Origin of the sequence: Streptomyces sp. NPDC048479, from assembly GCF_040651435.1 — a bacterium.
Lineage (GTDB): Bacteria > Actinomycetota > Actinomycetes > Streptomycetales > Streptomycetaceae > Streptomyces.
The window spans coordinates 1-16,561 of sequence record NZ_JBEZKA010000063.1 but is presented as its reverse complement, the minus strand read 5'-3'; the positions used below and the strand labels follow the sequence as shown (position 1 = coordinate 16,561).

General features: G+C 67.0%; 10 protein-coding genes and 3 pseudogenes. 5 read left to right on the top strand and 8 right to left on the bottom strand.

What is annotated here, in order from left to right; genetic code table 11:
• Positions 1-87 (top strand): annotated as a pseudogene (locus tag AB0D12_RS39975) (IS5/IS1182 family transposase); the annotation flags it as partial.
• 6 nt (positions 88-93) lie between these two features.
• Here AB0D12_RS39975 and AB0D12_RS39970 read toward each other — a convergent pair.
• On the bottom strand, positions 94-1,296 hold the full coding sequence (locus AB0D12_RS39970; protein ID WP_362694655.1) for an MFS transporter: 1,203 nt from the start codon (positions 1,294-1,296) through the stop codon (positions 94-96).
• A 111-nt stretch (positions 1,297-1,407) separates the two neighbouring features.
• On the opposite strand from AB0D12_RS39970, the gene AB0D12_RS39965 reads away from it, so the two are divergent.
• Positions 1,408-2,814, top strand: coding sequence for an MFS transporter (locus AB0D12_RS39965; protein WP_362694652.1), 1,407 nt, complete (start codon positions 1,408-1,410; stop codon positions 2,812-2,814).
• A 1,338-nt stretch (positions 2,815-4,152) separates the two neighbouring features.
• On the opposite strand, the gene AB0D12_RS39960 is transcribed toward AB0D12_RS39965, so the two are convergent.
• Positions 4,153-4,947, bottom strand: a complete 795-nt coding sequence (locus tag AB0D12_RS39960; protein WP_362694649.1) for a hypothetical protein — start codon at positions 4,945-4,947, stop codon at positions 4,153-4,155.
• Positions 4,948-5,664: 717 nt separating this feature from the next.
• Between AB0D12_RS39960 and AB0D12_RS39955 the strand changes: the two are divergent.
• Positions 5,665-6,906: pseudogene (locus AB0D12_RS39955) on the top strand (transposase).
• A gap of 128 nt (positions 6,907-7,034) precedes the next feature.
• Here AB0D12_RS39955 and AB0D12_RS39950 read toward each other — a convergent pair.
• The 3 genes from AB0D12_RS39950 to AB0D12_RS39940 form a co-directional block, all read right to left on the bottom strand.
• Positions 7,035-7,328 carry an IS3 family transposase gene (locus AB0D12_RS39950; protein WP_362694646.1) on the bottom strand — a complete coding sequence of 98 codons (294 nt, stop codon included), beginning with the start codon at positions 7,326-7,328 and terminating at the stop codon, positions 7,035-7,037.
• Entirely contained in the window at positions 7,325-7,660 is a 336-nt protein-coding gene (locus AB0D12_RS39945) for a transposase (protein WP_362694643.1), read from the bottom strand. The genes AB0D12_RS39950 and AB0D12_RS39945 overlap by 4 nt, the downstream gene beginning before the upstream one ends.
• Before the next feature lie 63 nt (positions 7,661-7,723).
• The gene (locus AB0D12_RS39940) at positions 7,724-9,130 is read right to left on the bottom strand and encodes a sugar porter family MFS transporter (RefSeq protein ID WP_362694640.1); all 1,407 of its coding nucleotides are present in this window, start codon (positions 9,128-9,130) and stop codon (positions 7,724-7,726) included.
• 667 nt (positions 9,131-9,797) lie between these two features.
• Between AB0D12_RS39940 and AB0D12_RS39935 the strand changes: the two genes are divergently transcribed.
• The gene (locus AB0D12_RS39935) at positions 9,798-10,256 is read left to right on the top strand and encodes a MarR family transcriptional regulator (RefSeq protein WP_362694637.1); all 459 of its coding nucleotides are present in this window, start codon (positions 9,798-9,800) and stop codon (positions 10,254-10,256) included.
• Here the strand turns inward: AB0D12_RS39935 and AB0D12_RS39930 are convergent.
• From AB0D12_RS39930 to AB0D12_RS39920, 3 genes are all read right to left on the bottom strand, one after another.
• The gene (locus AB0D12_RS39930) at positions 10,253-10,474 is read right to left on the bottom strand and encodes a hypothetical protein (protein WP_362694634.1); all 222 of its coding nucleotides are present in this window, start codon (positions 10,472-10,474) and stop codon (positions 10,253-10,255) included. The genes AB0D12_RS39935 and AB0D12_RS39930 overlap by 4 nt on opposite strands.
• 712 nt (positions 10,475-11,186) lie before the next feature.
• Positions 11,187-11,837 (bottom strand): hypothetical protein, encoded by a 651-nt coding sequence (locus AB0D12_RS39925; protein ID WP_362694631.1) that lies wholly within the window; start codon positions 11,835-11,837, stop codon positions 11,187-11,189.
• A 1,041-nt stretch (positions 11,838-12,878) separates the two neighbouring features.
• The gene (locus AB0D12_RS39920) at positions 12,879-14,603 is read right to left on the bottom strand and encodes a PAS domain-containing protein (RefSeq protein ID WP_362694628.1); all 1,725 of its coding nucleotides are present in this window, start codon (positions 14,601-14,603) and stop codon (positions 12,879-12,881) included.
• 671 nt (positions 14,604-15,274) lie between these two features.
• Between AB0D12_RS39920 and AB0D12_RS39915 the strand changes: the two are divergent.
• Positions 15,275-16,278 (top strand): annotated as a pseudogene (locus tag AB0D12_RS39915) (IS5 family transposase).
• Positions 16,279-16,561 lie beyond the last annotated feature (283 nt).

Here is a 16,561-nt window from a genome sequence, read left to right as displayed (position 1 = left end):
CGCGCCGACTATTCGGGCAAGCACCGCCGCCACGGCGTGAACCTGCAGGTCATCACCAATCCCCAAGGCAAGCTCCTGTGGATCTCGCGACCTTTACGGGGCGGCGGAACGCCTCCCGAGGCGGGACCCGGTCAGGAGCCAGAGGGCGTAGGCGCAGATGATCGCGAAGGCGATGGTGGCGCCCGTGGTTGCGCGGAGTGTGCCGAGTTGGACCGAGGCCACGCCGACAGCGACCACGGGTAGTGAGAAGCCGGTGTAGGCGGCGATGAACAAGGCGGAGGTCACGGCGGCGCGCTGTTGCGGCGGGGAGATGCGGTTCACCGTGGCCTGCCCGCCGATGTAGACCAGGCCCACTGCCGCACCGCCGAGGATCGTGCCCGTCAGGAATGCCGGCAGGTTGGCGTGGGCGGAAGCGAGCACGATCACCACGAGCGCCAGGGGGAGGACCAGCAGGCCTCCGCCGAGCGCGTGCCGGTCGGCGAGATGGAGCGCGAATCGCTCGGCTGCCGCCGCGGTGGCGAAGAGCAGGAAGACGACGGCCCCGCCGACTGCGTGGCTCGTCCAGTGGAGGTCGTTGCCGAGGAATGAGGGGAGCAGCCCGACGAAGAGTCCCAGAACGAAGAAGCCGGAGAACACCCCCATTGCTGCCGGCAGGAACTCCGCTCGGATCCCGGCCGGCACACTGACGTTGAGGCGGGGTGCGAACCGCCGGTCCCGCATGGCCACCGTCTCCGGGATCAAGGCGAGTACGGCGGCCGTCAGCGCGAGGAGTCCCAGGTAGACGGCGTAGACCAGGTGTGTGGGTGCGGGGGCGTACTCACTAAGGAAGCCGGAGAGCAGCGGGCCGAGACCGAAGCCGACCATGCTCGCCGAGGTCGCCGTCACCGCGGCCCGATGAGCGTCCCGGCCGGGTTCCAGCTCGCTCAGCCCGGCGGTCGCCGGGGACACCAGGAGACCGATGGCCAAGCCGGAGACCATTCGGGCCAGGCACAGCATGAGGACATTCACCGCAGTGAGGAAGAGCGCCGTGCTCACCGCCATCAGTAGCAGTGCCGCGCCGATCACGGGCCGCCGGCCCAGATGGTCGGAGGCCCTGCCGAAGAAGAGCAGTGACGACAGCACACCGACGGCGTAGACAGCGAAGATCACCGTGGTGAGGTCGGGGCGGAAGCCGAAGAGGGACTCGTAGACGACATAGAGAGGGGCCGGGATGTTCGCGCCGGTCAACACCACGACCAGGATCCCGGCCATCAGCGCGAAGTCCCGGCCCCGCCTCCTCCCGGACGTTCCGACCACATCAGCCTCCTCGCCCGCCTGGGGTGACGAAAGACGTCGCCCCACGCATAACATGTGCCCTCATGCGTATCAAATGCCGTAAACCGTACACGGGTCAGTAGAGTCGGGCCCATGGCCTCGACAGTGGACATCGACCATGGCCGGCGGCAGGGGTGGGTCCTGGCCGCGGCAAGTCTGGCCCTGGGAATGACGTTCGTGGACGAGACGGTCGTGGGAGTGGCCCTCCCGACGATCAGGGACGACCTCCAGATCAGCGTGTCGCTCTCCCACTGGGTCCCCAACGCCTACATCCTCGCCTTCGCCTCCCTCGCCGCCGCGGGCGGCCGGTTCGGTGATCTGTTCGGTACGCGGCGGATGTTCATGCTCGGCACCGTGGGGTTCGCCGCCGCCTCGCTCCTGTGTGGAGTGGCCGTTAGCGGCGGAGTGCTGGTGGCGGCGCGCGCGGCCCAGGGGGCGGCGGCAGCCGCGATGCTGCCTCAGACGATGGCGATCATCACGAACACATTCCCCCCGCACCGGCTGGGCAAGGCGATCGGGATGTACGTCGGGGCGGCATCGGTCGCGCTCGCCGCTGGTCCGCTGCTGGGAGGTCTGCTCACCCAGACGCTCGGGTGGCGCTCCGTCTTCCTCCTGAATCTCCTGCCCGCGGCCGCTATCCTCTTCATCGCCCACGCCGCGATCGAGCGCCATCCGGCGGCTGCCTCTCATGGCTTCGACGGCTGGGGCCTGGTGACCTCCGTGACCGGCCTTGGGCTTGTGGTGACCGCGCTCATGCAGGCCGGCGACCAAGGCTGGCCCACAGCCGCCCTCCTCACACTGCTCGGGGTCGGTCTGGTGCTGTTGTGTGCGTTCGTACGTATCGAAACGCGGCGCAGGGAGCCCCTGGTGGATGTGAGCCTGCTGGCCGACCGCCGGTTTCTCGGCTCGGCGGTGATGGTTCTCTGCGCGCAGTTCAGCTTCCTCGCGGCAGTGGTCTACGGAGCCGTGTACGTACAGGACTCACTCGGGCTCAGTCCGGCCGCCGCCGGTCTTGCCATGCTGCCCGCCATGGCCCCCACCCTTGCCCTCGCGCCGGCCACCGGGGCACTGGCACGGCGCTTCGGCGCCCGGGCCCTGACCGTGGCAGGCGCGTCGGGTGGAGCGCTCGGCTTCGCCCTGATGGGCGCCGCTGTGGGAAGCGGCAGCTACTGGCCGTTCGGCGCAGCCCTCTTGGTCTGGGGCGCGTCAATCCCCATCGTCTACAACCCGGCCATGTCGGTAGCCATGGCCGCGGCGTCGACGAGCCGCCGAGGCGGTGCGTCCGGACTTCTGGAGACGTGCCTGCAGGTCGGCGGAACACTCGGCACGGCCCTCGTGGGAGCGACCCTCCTGCGCGCACAATCCGGCCCGGCGCCGCTGCACGGTCGCGCGTTCGCCCCCGGCTTCTACCTCACCGCCGGAGTCCTGGCGGCCGCCGCACTGACCCAGACCCTGCTGACGGCCCGCGGACGCGCGGCAAACCGCACGGCGCAGCCGTAAACGGTTGCACCACCTGCAGCACGACTTCCCCTGCCACTCCTGGCCCACGACGTCGCCGGGCTCGCAAGAGCACGGCGTGCTCGAGGAGATCACCAGGCTGCCGCGCCGCCTGGTGCGCGAACAGCAGCCGGGCGCGACCCTTCATCGGCCGTAGCCAGCCTGACACGCCAGCGATACAGGCGGCGGCTTGGGCCGGTTGCGGGCCCTCTGCCTCAGGCCGCCGATGCGGTGAGGAGTTCGGCACCCGCTCCCTCGGGGCGGGAAGGCCGGTCGTCGGCGTGACCACCGCGGCGCGGCGAGTGCGATGTCCGGTCAGTGCTGCTGAGCCACTGGGGAGACTGGGAGAGTGCCCGTGCGACACGAAGTTGCGCAATTTGAGTGGACTGACCGACTGGAGAGGCTGATGAAGCCGTAGGTGCAGTCACGGGTCCGTGTCCGTATGGCCCGTCCCCGCCCTTGACGTCGCGTGGCGCGAAGCTCAGGGGAAAGCCCAAGGTCTCCCGTTCCATCCGGGAGTTACCGGCAAGGGGAAGACCGGACGGGTGAAGTATATGAACTCCCGATGATGCCTCGTGATCCCAAGCCCCGCCGATGGAATGCGTGAGTGGGGTGCATGGCTAGCCGTTTGCTAGCCGTTGAGAAGCGGCAGGCGCTGGCCGGTAGAGGTCACTCCGGCCAGGTGGACACCGCCGCCTCGGGGTAAAGGGAGTACCCATCCCGGTCGTATCTCATTTGTGTGGAACGTGGAAACCCCGTTGGGGTCCGGTCCGCTCTGGCTCGGTCAGCCGACCGCAAGGAAGGCTCAACTCCCCAGCGGGAACAGGACGGCCCAACAAGCCAACGCCGGAAGCCGAAAGGAAACGGGAAAGTGGTGCATCATGACCGGCCCCTCCGCCGGTCGCCTCACATAACCGTCCGGATACGGTGCACTGCCCGGACCCGAAAGGGTGCTGACGTGGGCCGGGTGAGCCTATGCAGAATCGCTGGACAAAGATGACGGAACCAAGGGGCAAGTTGGACACCATGCTGATGGCGGACGGACCGGCCTCGGCCCTTCCGGCTGCTTCCGATGTCAACGACTCCGATCACGCTTCGTCACCACCGATTACGGGACAGAGCCGAACGTTTTACAGTCCCGGTCTGGCTGAGGAGGGTTGCTTCGGGCCGGAGTCCTCATCGGCTATTTCGGTGCAGGCACGCCATGGGTGGTTCGGGCAGGCGGTGTCGGGCTCTGCGCTACAGAGACGACCGGTCTCCACCCCTGAGGGCGGATTCCGATAAGCGGGGTAGTTCGTGGAACCCGCCCTCATTCGGGGCTGGAGAGGCAGCGGTGTGGGGCTATGAAGCCGGGGCTGGGCGACGTTGCATGGTGGGATTCGAGGCGCAGACCTGCTTCTCGCCGTCGGTCATCGGGCGGGCCTGGGCGACCAGGCCTTGCACCGGCTGGGCAGCTCTTGCCGTGGGGTCTGCGGGTTCGGGCAGGTCACCCTTGATTTGGGCGACGACCTTGAAGTAGCCGACAGGTGCTCCGGGTTCGAACGAGTTGATGTACACGGTTGCGACTCCCTGTGCGGTGCCGTGGTAGGTGGCGTAGTCCCACCAGCCGACGTAGCCGGTAGGTACAGGCATCGCCTTTGTTCCGGACTCGGTGGTCGCGGTGCCCCAGGTGTAGGTGTAGTTGGCCCCAACCGTTGTCGTCAGGCTCGACTCGGCTCCGATACCGAATGGCGCCGACTTGAAGTTGATGGTGTATGCGAGACTGATGCTGGCTCCAACTGCGTTGGTGGCAGTCTTCTGGTACTGCCACCCGATCGTGTCGGTGCCAGTCTCCGGGGTGCAGTTGAAGTACGCGTCCTTTGATGCGGGCCGCACGTAGTTCGGCGTGTAGTCCAGGCGCTTTTCCTCGTAGAAGTCGATGAGATAGCACTGTCGTTCGGCGTTGCCGAACCCCACACGCTCGCAGTAATCACTCAGTGTCCTGCCGGATATCGGTGTCGGGATCTTATCTCCGATGCCGTATCCCCGAACTTCTCCAGGTTGCCACCCGTCGAGGATGGAACGGTCATAGACCGTGATGCTCTCATAGCCTTGTGCGGGTGTGGACCACATCATTGAGCCGGCTGCGGCTGTCATACAGCTGACAAGCGCTGCTGTTCTGCGGAGCCTCATGGCACACTCCTGTCAGAGCCGTACAGGACGACAAAGGGGGGCTCGGCTGATGCTTGGTGCCGAGCACGTGAACCATGGCACCTTTCTCCTCCCGTGTGCAGCGCCATGCCTGTAAGGAAGGGAAGGACTTTCTGACGCCGGACTTGCCGCCTGGTCAGTTTGGCTGCTACCTCTCCGCTCCCTTCAACAAGAAAGCCACCGCAAGATCCAGCTCGTGTGGGCCGACGGCGGCTACGCGGGCCGCCTCGTCGACTGGGCCAGGCAAAAACTCGCGTCAACAGGGTCTCCCTGCACTCGAGTTGGCCTCAACAAACCTCGTGCTGCACCGGAGGCCCTGCCTTCATGCATCCACCTGTCCAAGATCACTCGGCCAGGCACCTCGTTCGATCAGAACCACCTCGTGATCGATAGAGATATTGGCTTCTGAGACCATACTTGTCGGGGCCCTCACCGAACCCGGCCTATTCGCAGACCATCTTGGCAATCGGGTTCCACCCAAGGCTCATTTAGTAATTGTCGGCTTCGGTAGGGTCGTTCCACGCGGCGGAGGCCGGCGTGGTGGTGGCCAGCGAGCCGGCCACCACGAGCGTGCCTCGCCGTTTCGTTTGAGTACGGCGACTGTTGGGGCGGAAACGCGAAAGTTCCTTCCTGACCTGGGACGATGAACCTTGCTGAGGGGTTCTGTCGGTCCAGGCGGAGGGAACTTTCTACGTGCAGGCTATCGGGTTGCGTCCCAAGGTCCATGTCAGTGCCGATGGTTCGGGGGTGGTCGGTCATGCCGGGGCACGGTTACTGGCTGATCTCGCTGATGCCACCGGACTGAGTGCCGCGTACTCCACCGCGCTCAGGCGGCTTCGGACGCGCGGGACTGGGCATGATCCGGGCCGGGTCGCCACCGACCTGGCGGTGATGCTCGCCGACGGCGGCGAGGCCATCGCGGACCTGCCGTACTGCGGGACCAGGCAGGGGTGTTCGGTTCCATCGCCTCGACACCGACGGCCTGGCGGCTGCTCGCCGACACCGATGAGAGGGCACTGGCTTCTCTGCGCTCGGCGCGTGCCCAAGCTCGGGAAGTCGCCTGATGCAGGCCGCCGAGCAAGGCGAGGGCATACCCGCAGTCCGGGCCGCGGGACGTATGTTGCCTGGGGTGGTCCTGGACCTCGACGCCACGCTGATCACCTGCCACTCCGAGAAGGAGCAGGCCGCACCCACCTATAGAGGCGGCTTCGGCTTCCACCCGCTGCTGTGCTTCCTGGCCAACACCGGCGAGGCACTGTCGGGCCGACTGCGTCCTGGATACGCCGGTGCCAACACCGCGAGCGACCACATCACGGTGTTCGAACAGGCACTCGCGCAGATCCCCGACGCGCATCGGCACGGCACCGACATCCTCGTCCGCGCCGACAGTGCCGGATCCGCGAAAGCCTTCCTCGCCCACGTCCGCGACGTGCGGAAACGAGGAATCTGTACCTTCTTCTCGGTCGGATACGCCATCACCGAGCCAGTCCGAGGGCCTACGGCATCAGGTGTTCCTCACCGACACCCCGTACTCCAGTGGCGGTTCCGCCCAGTTTCTGGAGGCCCGCCACCGCGGACATGCCGCTGTCGAGGACCACATCCGGTGCGGCAAGAGCACCGGCTTCGGCCGCTTCCCCTCCGGCGACTTCGGCGTCAACGCCGCCTGGCTCGAACTCAGCCTCACAGCGATCGACCTGCTCGCCTGGACCCGTGTCCTCCTCCTGGACGGGGAGCTGGCCACCGCCGAGCCGAAGAAACTCCGCTACCGGTTACTGCACGTCGCCGCCCGCCTCACCCGCGGCGGACGACGCCTCCACCTGCGAATATCGGCGACCTGGCCCTGGAGACACGAACTGGCCACGGCCTTCCAACCGCCTCGCCGCACTGCCCCGACCCGCCAGCTGACCGGCAAACCCCTTACCCGTCCACGACCCGAAGGACCTGGAGAACCCGACCACCGCGCCGGGACTCCGACCTGCCCAAGCACCGAAATGGCGTCGGCCACCCAACAGTTGGCGATCAGCCACGCCGCCTCAGCCCAACCGAAACGGCGAGGTTAACAGGCCGAGTTCGGCCATCAGCCGCTCGACTGTGCAGCGGGCCGCCTCGACGCCCTTGCGCCCGAGGGCCCGCGTGATCCGGCGGGCGCCATAGGTGCCGCCCGACTCGGCATGGATCTCCTCGATCACCGGCATGAGCTGCTCGTCCCGGAGCCGACGGGCCGACTTGGGCCGCTTCTTGCGGGCGAAGTACGTCGACGGCGACAGGTCCAGCACCCGGCAGACGGGATCGACCCCGAGGCCGTTCGCACGCAGGTGGTCGATCACCCGCTCCGCCTCGTCCGGGGACGGTCGATCTCCTGGGCAAAAAATACCGACGCTGCTTTCAGGACCTCGTTCGCCCGCCTCAACTCCGCCACTTCCTTGCGGAGTTGTTTCAACTCGTCACGCTCGGCGGTGGTGAGCCGGTCGTTCCGCTCGCCGCGATCGGCCTCGGCCTGGCGGACCCAGCCGCGCAGGGCCTCCTTGTGGATGCCCAGGTCCTTGGCGACGTGCGCGATCGGGCGGCCGGCGGTGCGGACCTCGCGAATCGCGCGCTCGCGCAGTTCATCCGGGTATTTACGGGGTGCTGCCGTGGTGCTGGTGGTTCTCCTTCGCAAGGACCTAACCCTGGCATCAGGGACTCCACAAATCTCAGTACAGCTCAGTCCATGGACGGGGAGTCACGGACCGCCGCCGGCCGGGTCCTGTTGGCGGCTCCGCGCTGTCAGCACGGCCTCGAGCTCAGCAAGCGTGCGGTCCTTCGTCTCGGGTACGAGTCGACGTACGAGATACAGGAACGTCAGTGACAGCGCCGCGAAGAGCAGGAAGACCAGTCCGACCCGGTACCCAATGGCCGGAGTGTGCACGACGACGGGGAACAGCAGCGCGACGAGCAGGTTGGCCCCCCAGTTGCAGGCGAGGGCCGAGCCAGCCACTCGGGCCCTCACCTCGGACGGCAGCACCTCGGCGATCAGTACCCATGCCAGGGGCCCCGCCGAGAAGGCGAAACAGGTGATGAACACCAGCATCGCGGCAACGGTGAGAGGGCCGGTGACAGGCTTACCCGCCGCTGTCAGCGCCACGCCCGCGGCGGCCATGGAAACCGCGATCCCGGCGAGCCCGACGGTCAGCAGCGGACGACGGCCGTACCGGTTGATGAGACCGACGGCGACAACGGACGCCACGAGGTTGACCGCCGCGACGGAGAGGGTTGCGATCTCCGCCCCTGATCCGCTGCGGATTCCGGCGGCGTCGAACACCAGCGTGGAGTAGTAGGCGACCACCCCGATACCGACGAGCGCGTTCATCAGCCCCGCGCCGAGCGCGATGGCCACCGGCAGACGCAGCGAGGGGTCGAAGAGGCCGCGCAGCGCGCTCTTCGACCGTCGGTCCCGGTCGGAACGCAGAGCGGCCCATTCAGCCCGCGCTTCAGCCGGCTCCCGCGTCGCCGCGAGCACCGCGCGGGCGCGGTCGTGTTCACCCCGGGCCATGAGGTCCTCCGGCGACAGGGGGATGAGCAGCGTCGTCACGGCCAGGGCCACTGCGGGCAAGGCGTTGACGACGAACATCAGCCGCCAGTTGTGGCCCGGATGCACCGTGACTCCAACGGTGAAGGCCACCATCACACCCGCGGTGAGCGCGAGCTGGTATGTCGTGATCAGGACACCACGCCAGCGCGCCGCGGCCAGTTCCGCCAAGAGGACCGGTCCCACTGCGGAGGTGACGCCCACGGCGAAACCGAGCAGCAGCCGTCCCACAAACAGAACGTCCTGGTCCGGCGCGACGACGCACAGGGAGGCGGCACCGCTCCCCAGGACTCCTGCCGCGGTCAGCATCTGACGCCGGCCCAGACGATCGGTCAGCGCCCCGGCGGCCAGGCAGCCCAGCAGCGCGCCGGCGACCAGTCCGCTGACGACGAATCCCTGTCGCAGGCTGGAGAGGGCAAACTCCAGCCGGACCTGTTCCACTGTCTGGTTCATCGCGGCGATCGAGACCCCGAACAGGGCTCCCGCGGACAGGGCAACGGCCAGCAGCCGCAGACCCAGCGCGCGGGCCCGGGCGCTTTGTGCCTCCACCGGTGCGGTCATCGGGATCACGTATCCGCCGGGATGTCACCATGTCGCTGGCCAGGGCCGCCGTACGGTTGATACGCCAGTCCCCGAAACAGTCCCTTCCCTCTGAAGGGTAGGGAAGGGCGCTTATCCGGCAATTGGTGTGGGGTCGGTCGAACGCCGTGGCGGGATTGCCCGTCCTCGCAGCACCCGAAGATCGTCCGCTACCACCCTACTCCGGAGCCGACATGCCTGCGCGGGACGCCTGGAGGGGTTTGCAGGGCGGTCATGCCCCTGGTGATTGCCATGATCCGATGCCCCGTTTAGATGCTCCACCTCGCTGCCGTTCGCCCCTCGCACGCCCCGTGCCTGAAGGCCACTCAGCTGGTGGAGCGCAGCAACAACTTCCGGGCACGGGTGGCAGCGGAGCGACGTTTGTGTTCTCGCGTCCGCCGCACCCCACCGTAGGCAGGCGCCGTCTCGACACGAGGACTATCGTGGCTCGAGCCGCAGGTACACGATACGGTCCTGGGGCCAGCGACGTTTCGTACGCCATTTCCCGGTCATACAGGCACCTGCCCATGGCCCGCCCGAACGCGGGCACTGCGGTCCGCCATCCGCGGCGACGGAGACCGCCCAGCCACCCTGCAGCATGCGAATTTGATGCAGACCGCTCCTGCCTCGTTCACATATAGTTACGGCGATGGAACCTTCATTCAGAGGCCTCGACGATTACCTCGGGTTCTGGCTACGCCGCCTGTCCGACACAGTGGCCGCACGCCTCGAGCAGGACCTTGCAGAGTACGGAGTGACCGTATCGCAGTGGGACGTGCTCATCTCGATCTATCGGCAGGACGCAGTCACCGCCCAAGACGTCGCCGCCCTCATGGATATCAACCCGAGCGCGGTATCCCGATTGGTCGACCGCCTGGAGGCCAAGAAACTGTTGGCCCGAAAGCCTGACCCACGCTCGAGGCGGAGGCTGCTGCTTGTCCTTACGGACGAAGGCGCTGCCCTCATCCCTCAGCTCAGTGCGACCGTCGACCAACACGATCGGCACTTTTTCGGTGACCTCGACAACGCCAAGCGGGACGAGCTGAAGGAACAACTCGTCGGCCTATTGCTGCGCAGTCGCGACCAGAGAACCGGCGACGTGCCCTAGACCCGGATTTCGCACATGGGGTTTGAGGTGTCCAGCCAGCGGCGGCGGGTTTCGTCGAAGCCGAGTAGTTCGAGGAGGCGGGCTTGCACACCTCGGGTGATCAGGATGGTTGGCGGGTCGGTGGCTGTTCCGGCCCGCATCCGCAGGCTGGCAAGGTGGTAGAGGATCAGGCGGCCGGTCGGGCGGGCGGGCCGGTTGTCGCGACAGAGCCCGCGCATGGTCTGGTCTCCGCCCAGGGCCTGGCGGACCTGGCGTTCGATGGCAGAAAACCAGCAGGGCCAGGCAGATCACGGTGATCAGGGCGGCGATGCGCCGGTTGTGGTGCAGGAACACCGGGGCCACGGCGAGCGGGCCCTTGAAGTCGCCGTAGCGGCGCTCGATCACCGGCCGGCCCATGTAGCGGATGAGGACCTCGGCGCTGTCGGGCCTCAGCGGGATCGAGGGGGCTCAGCAGCGCGTACCAGCCGTCCGCGGCGGCTTCGGCGACCAGGGTCTGCTTGTCGTAGTGCCAGGTCAGGGTGGGCCGTCCGGCCTCGTCGGTGCCGATGGAGGTGACCAGGCAGGAGCCGATGCGGCGTTTGCTGGTGATCACGCCGATCCGGGCGGTGACCTTCTGGGCGGTGGCGTGGTGCCTGCCACCACAGGCGCGCTGAAGCTTGTCCAGTTCCTCACGCGCGCTCTGCAGCCGCCGGTTGCGGGCGGGCCTGCTGGGCTTGGGCGTTGGCATTGGAGTGGACCAGGATCCGGCGCACGGTGATCTGCGGATCGCGCTTGCGGGGGACCGGTCAGGTCTGGGTGTCCTCCAGCACGCGGTAGCGCCCGCGCTGCCCGGATGGTTTGCCCGCGTCCCATCTGGCTCTGTACACGTCGAGGAGCAGCGTTTCTACAGCAGTTCGGGAGGCACTTCGGCGTCCGGCGCCGAGCTGTTGTTCACGACGATGGACAGCACAGCCCCCCCGGAGCAGCATTCCGCCGTCGGCGTCGACAGCGGAGCTTGGGTGGCCGAGGACAAAAAGCGCTGGCTACGGGGCCAGGCGATCGGTGCCGCAGCATCGACGCCGTCACGCGGACCGCGGTGGCGTGCTGCCTCCCGTTCTCGTCGACATCGACATCCCGGCGCGGCAAGTACCTCCCGCAGTCGTGAACAACTGCTGTCGTGAGTCGTCGATAAAGCCACCCGTCCGGCGGTGTAGTCGACCGGACGTGCCTGACTGGGATCGAGCCCGGCATACAGGCCGTCGGGATCTTCGCCGCGGGCGCCGGGGCGATGAACCTCACCCCGGCTTCTTGCAGGGCCAGCAGGTTGCCATAGGAGATCAGCTTCGAGTCGCCGATCATCAGGAACTCGCGGGATGCGGCCAGCTCGCGCAGGGCTGTCATCGCTCCGACGACCTGGGAGACCTCGCCGGCCCCGCCGTCGTAGGCGCGGTGGAAAACGGGGACCCCGCCGTCCGCCGAGATCGCGATCCCGGCCTGGACCTGCATCAAATCTGCTCTGCGGTCCTTGGGGTGACCGTACTTGACCTGCGGGAATCCCTCCTGCTGGTGCTCGTAGGCGCCGTGCAGGGACATGCTGGTCATGTCCCAGTGCAGGCGCGAGACATCGCCCGAACTCGGCGACCGCGCTCGCTCCCACCGTGCCGACGATGCGTTCCAGCTCGGGCGCGATGGCGTCCAGGGCACGGCCGGTACGGTCGTCGTTGAGCAGGTCCGCCTCGATGCCGAAGACCTCCTCCACCGCCCACTCGCATGCCCAGTCGCCGACCCGCACCAGCGGCGCGGGCGCGGACAGCCGGGTTGGCGACCAGGACCTCGATGACCTGCCCGTGCGTCAGATGCGCGACATCACGCACCGGACACAGTTCGTCGATGATCCGGGCCACGTCCAGCCGGCGCAGAAACTCGGCAGAGGCGGGCAGAGCGCCCAGACGCCTCTCCACCACCGGTGCGATCTCCACGTTCATCCGTGGACGACGCACCCGCGGCCGCTCGGCCGAAAACATCGACACATCACATCAACGACCACACCGACAACCGGACACCGCACACGCCTGGCTCCAACCGGACGAGGCATGTGCGAAATCCGGGCCTAGAGGAACGTGCCGATTCGAGGAGCGTTCCGCACCAGAATCCATGCAGCACCGGAGACGATGCCCGCTCCACGCCCCCACAGAACCTCTCCGGCACCCTTCCGCCTCCAGCCGATCGGAGGTTGGCAACCGCCATCGAACGAGGCGGGCCACGTCGCACGCGCCGCCCTCACCTGCAACGAGGACGATGCCGATCGGTGAACCGCCGGCGCCAGCGCCTCGGAACCGTCATGCCAGGAATACGGCCCTCGGCTTTGTGCGGCGAACCTCCGCACATCGAGGGCACGCCGGTCAACGACCTTCGAGCAGGATCCCCTCGCCCTCCCGGCACAATCTGCAGCCGACCAACGGCAGACTGTGCATGCGCTGCCCGCGGCAGGCGGAAGCCCGCACCAGGACTGGAGCCGCCCACACCCCCTTCGCGCAATCCGGCCCACTTCAGCCCGAGCCGTTCGGCTGGTGAACCTGAGACAACGCCCCTCGCCCCCTTTTGCCTCCATGGACAAACAGGGGTTCTGGATGCTCGCCCCGATCACCGCGTCCGGCAAACAGGCTCGCGACGCGGAGCGGGTACCGCCTCGCGCGCGGCGGCTTCATCCTCAACGGAGTGCGGAAACTTCGCAGGCAGAAGCCCTCTCTCATAGGCAGAGGCGACCAGGTGCGCTCGGTTCGTCGCGCCGAGGCGGCGCTTGAGCCGGGCCAGACGCAGCCGAACTGTGGATTCTCCCATGCGCAGGAACCGGGCAGCCTGGCTGTCACTCGCGCCGCCGGCCACCACGGTGAGCAGCCTCAGATCAGCCTCTTCCCATGCACGGGCGTCTTGCGCGGGCGCCGCAAGCTTCTCCTGCGTCGCGTTGATCATGACAAGGACCGCGTGCGGCGCCCCGTCCGCGCCGCGGACCATCGTGAACAATGCCGACATGGCCACGACGACCCCACCGGGTCGGGCAATCTTCTTGTCCAGGACGTACTGCGAGCGGCGACCGCTGAGAAGGTCCTCCAGGAGCGCACGCTCCCGGTCGGTTGCGGCGAGGGGAACAACCTCCGCAAGGTTCTGGCCTCGGAGAGAGGACATGCACTTGCCGAGGAGATCCGCGAAGACACCGTTTACGTCCGTGATCTTCAGATTCAGGTCGGCGATGACATGGGCAGTCGGGGAATGATCGAAGAGCGCGTTCCAGAACGCTTCACGCTCGGCAAGGAGACTCCTCAGCCCGGTCTCCTCACTCCTGTCGATGAAGGCTCCTCCCACAGCCTTCTCGCCCGCGTCCTCGACGGGGAATCTGTATCCCACACAGCGCCCGGGGGAGCCGTCCTCATGCACGAAGAAACTGTCGAATGCCTGTCCCTGCTGTTTGGCCAGGACTTGGGCGTCCTGCCCGCCATCGAGCCCGGCGAGGCCCGTTGTGCCGAGCTCGGCGTAGGTCCGGCCGACCACCTGCTCCAGAGTCAGCCCCATACGGTGCAGCGCGGCCGGGCTGACCCAGGTGAAGCGCAGGTCAGAATCCTTGAGGTAGGCGTGGATCGGCAGAGCCTTCATGCATTGCGCGAGGAAGCTCTCTGCAAGTAGCGGATCGACCGGCTGGCCACGGCGATGCGTCTCTTCGAGGATTCCGCATCTCAGTACCTCGCCCGTCTTCCGGCGAACAGGAAACAGATACCCGTCCAGTTCGGTGCCGTCCGGCATGGGGAAGGTTATCTGCTGACATGACGGCTGCGGGTCTTGCACCGCAGGCGCACCGATCTTGCGCAAAGGATCGCCGGCGGTCCGCTTTTCGCAGCCGAGACGATCCAGCATCGCCTGGTTTCCCCAGGCGAAGTGGCCTTGCGTGTCCACCAGAAATGCCGGCTGCATGCTGTGCTGCACGGAGAGCTTGAATTCCTCTTCGCTGCGGATGAATGGGGTGACATCCACGGCATAGCCGAAGGACGAGTATATGTTCTCGTCTGCATCCTGATGAATCCCCGCGTGTACCTGCAGCACCCGTCCGGCCCTGTGAACCAGATGAGAGGACTGCTCATCGACGGGAACCGTCTCCGGCCGCAGGCCGAAAAACTCGGCAACCGTGCAGCCCTGCTCCAGCGCCGACCTCGACTCGGGGATGTCGAAGATGGCGCCATCGGACATGACGATCCGCGACTCGGAATCTGCCACCCACATGTTCAAAGGCGTACGGGAGAGGCCGTGAAAGGAGGAGGGCGATCTTCCTTCATTGACGCCTTCGGGTGTATGCACTGCCCTGAATTCAGTTTCCATGATGCTCACGATCGGGGGAACCGGGGCACGTATGTCCTCACACGAGCCCCGCCGTTACTGCGGCATTGGGGACTGCCGAACGCTGAGGCGGACCCCTGGGGGCAGGTGATCGCGATGAGCGCGAGATCCTCCGGATAGCACCGAATTATTCAAATCCCGCCATGCGATCCCTGCCTCGACGGCGCGGGATCACGGGGTGGCTTGCCGCTGTGCGGCGGCGGAGCCGCTACTGGGAGGGGGGATTGTCCATGGCTGCCTCACGCCCTGCTTTCTCGGTCGAGCCTGTGGATCGGTGGCGGTGGGTCGTCGCCCGGGCCGGCCTTGCCGATCCTTGGTCGTCTGGTTCCAGTATAGTGCCTAGGCAACAGATGTCAAGCCATTAGTAGACATGACATGAGTTGCCCCGGCATGTGTCGTGAAAGGTGTTGACATCCGATACGGAGGTAGCAGTCAGTGCAGGCAAGGGCACTCTGAGCACGCCTCCGCGCGCTGGCGCCACGATGCCCTTGAGGCCCACTCGCGGCGTATCGGCCGCCCGGGGCCGACCTGCCAGCGGGACCGCGGGCCGCTTCAGACCGGGCTCGGGATGGTCCTTCTAGGGCTGTGTGATGTCGTGATCAATCTTGCTGATCCGGATCCGCCTGCAAGGCGGATCCGGTAGGAAGACGGTCGTGACGCGCAGGCAACTCACCGACGAACAGTGGAAGTTGATCGAGCCTTACCTGCCGATAGGTGAGTACGGCCCGTACCCCGGGCGGCTGCGGGATCAGTTCGAGGGGGTGATCTGGCGGTTCGGGGCAGGCGGGCAGTGGCGTGAGATGCCGGGCGAGTCCGGGCCCTGGCCGACCGTCTAGGGACGCTTCCGGGTCTGGCGGAGCACTGGTGTCTTCACCGCCCTGCTGGAGGGCCTGATTGCTGAAGCCGCACGCCAGGGCAAGACGGACTTGTCCCTGGTCAGCGTGGACTCCACGACCGCCCGCGCTCACCACGACGCCGCCGGGATGCTTGTCGGCAGGGACGTCATGGATGCTCTGGAGGAGGCCGCAGCCGAGCAGGAGAAGGCCCGGCAAAAGGGGGCGGCGAAGCAGAACAGAACGGGCAGGACGGCGGAAACGAGCCTGAGCGGGAAGAACGCCGACGCGTCCGCCGCCGGCGAAGGCTCCGCCTGAAGGAAGCCCTGCTCGGCAGGTCTCGCGGCGGACTGACCAGCAAGATTCCCCTCGCCGCCGACCGCAAGTGCCGACTGCTGTCGTTCGTCCTGACCGCCGGGCAGGCCGCGGACAGCTCGCAGTTCATCCCCGTGCTGAAGAAGATCCGCGTCCGCCTGCCGGTCGGCCGGCCCCGCACCCGGCCGGACGCGGTCACCGCGGACAAGGCCTACTCGTCCCGCGCCAACCGCGCCTACCTGCGCAAACGCCGCATCAAGGCGGTCTTCCCGGAGAAGAAGGACCAGGCCGCCAACCGCAAGAAGAAAGGCAGCCGAGGTGGCAGGCCCGTCAGCCACGACGCGGACCTCTACAAGGAGCGGAACGCCGTCGAGCGCCTGATCAACCGGCTGAAGGACTGGCGCGGCATCGCCACACGCTTCGACAAGACGCCCGAGAGCTACCTCGCCGGCCTCGAACTCCGCGCCTCGATGATCCGGGTCGGAGATCTCTTGCAAGCAGCCGATTGATCACGACATCACACAGGCCCTAGCGGGGCCGTAGCAATGCCAGTGGAAGATCACGGCCTGGTGATGCCGATCAGCGGGAATCGGCTCCTGCCGGTCCGCTGCTCTTCAAGCCCCGTGCGACGTGCCGTGGCAGGTGACGCCGATGGAACGACCAGCGCTGGTGTGGTGGCCCTGCGGCGATCACTCATTGAGCCTTTTCAGAGCGGCCACCGATCGGGTGACAGTCGGGCGGTCGTGGACCGAGGAAGAACGGACAAGGCTCCCCGGCAGTTGAGCGAGGTAT

Excerpts from the sequence above, each read along its gene's own strand:
- AB0D12_RS39965 (WP_362694652.1), top strand. The coding sequence starts at position 1,408 with ATGGCCTCGACAGTGGACATCGACCATGGCCGGCGGCAGGGGTGGGTC.
- AB0D12_RS39960 (WP_362694649.1), bottom strand. The coding sequence starts at position 4,947 with ATGACAGCCGCAGCCGGCTCAATGATGTGGTCCACACCCGCACAAGGC.
- AB0D12_RS39940 (WP_362694640.1), bottom strand. The coding sequence starts at position 9,130 with ATGACCGCACCGGTGGAGGCACAAAGCGCCCGGGCCCGCGCGCTGGGT.
- AB0D12_RS39935 (WP_362694637.1), top strand. The coding sequence starts at position 9,798 with ATGGAACCTTCATTCAGAGGCCTCGACGATTACCTCGGGTTCTGGCTA.
- AB0D12_RS39930 (WP_362694634.1), bottom strand. The coding sequence starts at position 10,474 with ATGCGCGGGCTCTGTCGCGACAACCGGCCCGCCCGCCCGACCGGCCGC.
- AB0D12_RS39925 (WP_362694631.1), bottom strand. The coding sequence starts at position 11,837 with ATGACCAGCATGTCCCTGCACGGCGCCTACGAGCACCAGCAGGAGGGA.
- AB0D12_RS39920 (WP_362694628.1), bottom strand. The coding sequence starts at position 14,603 with ATGGAAACTGAATTCAGGGCAGTGCATACACCCGAAGGCGTCAATGAA.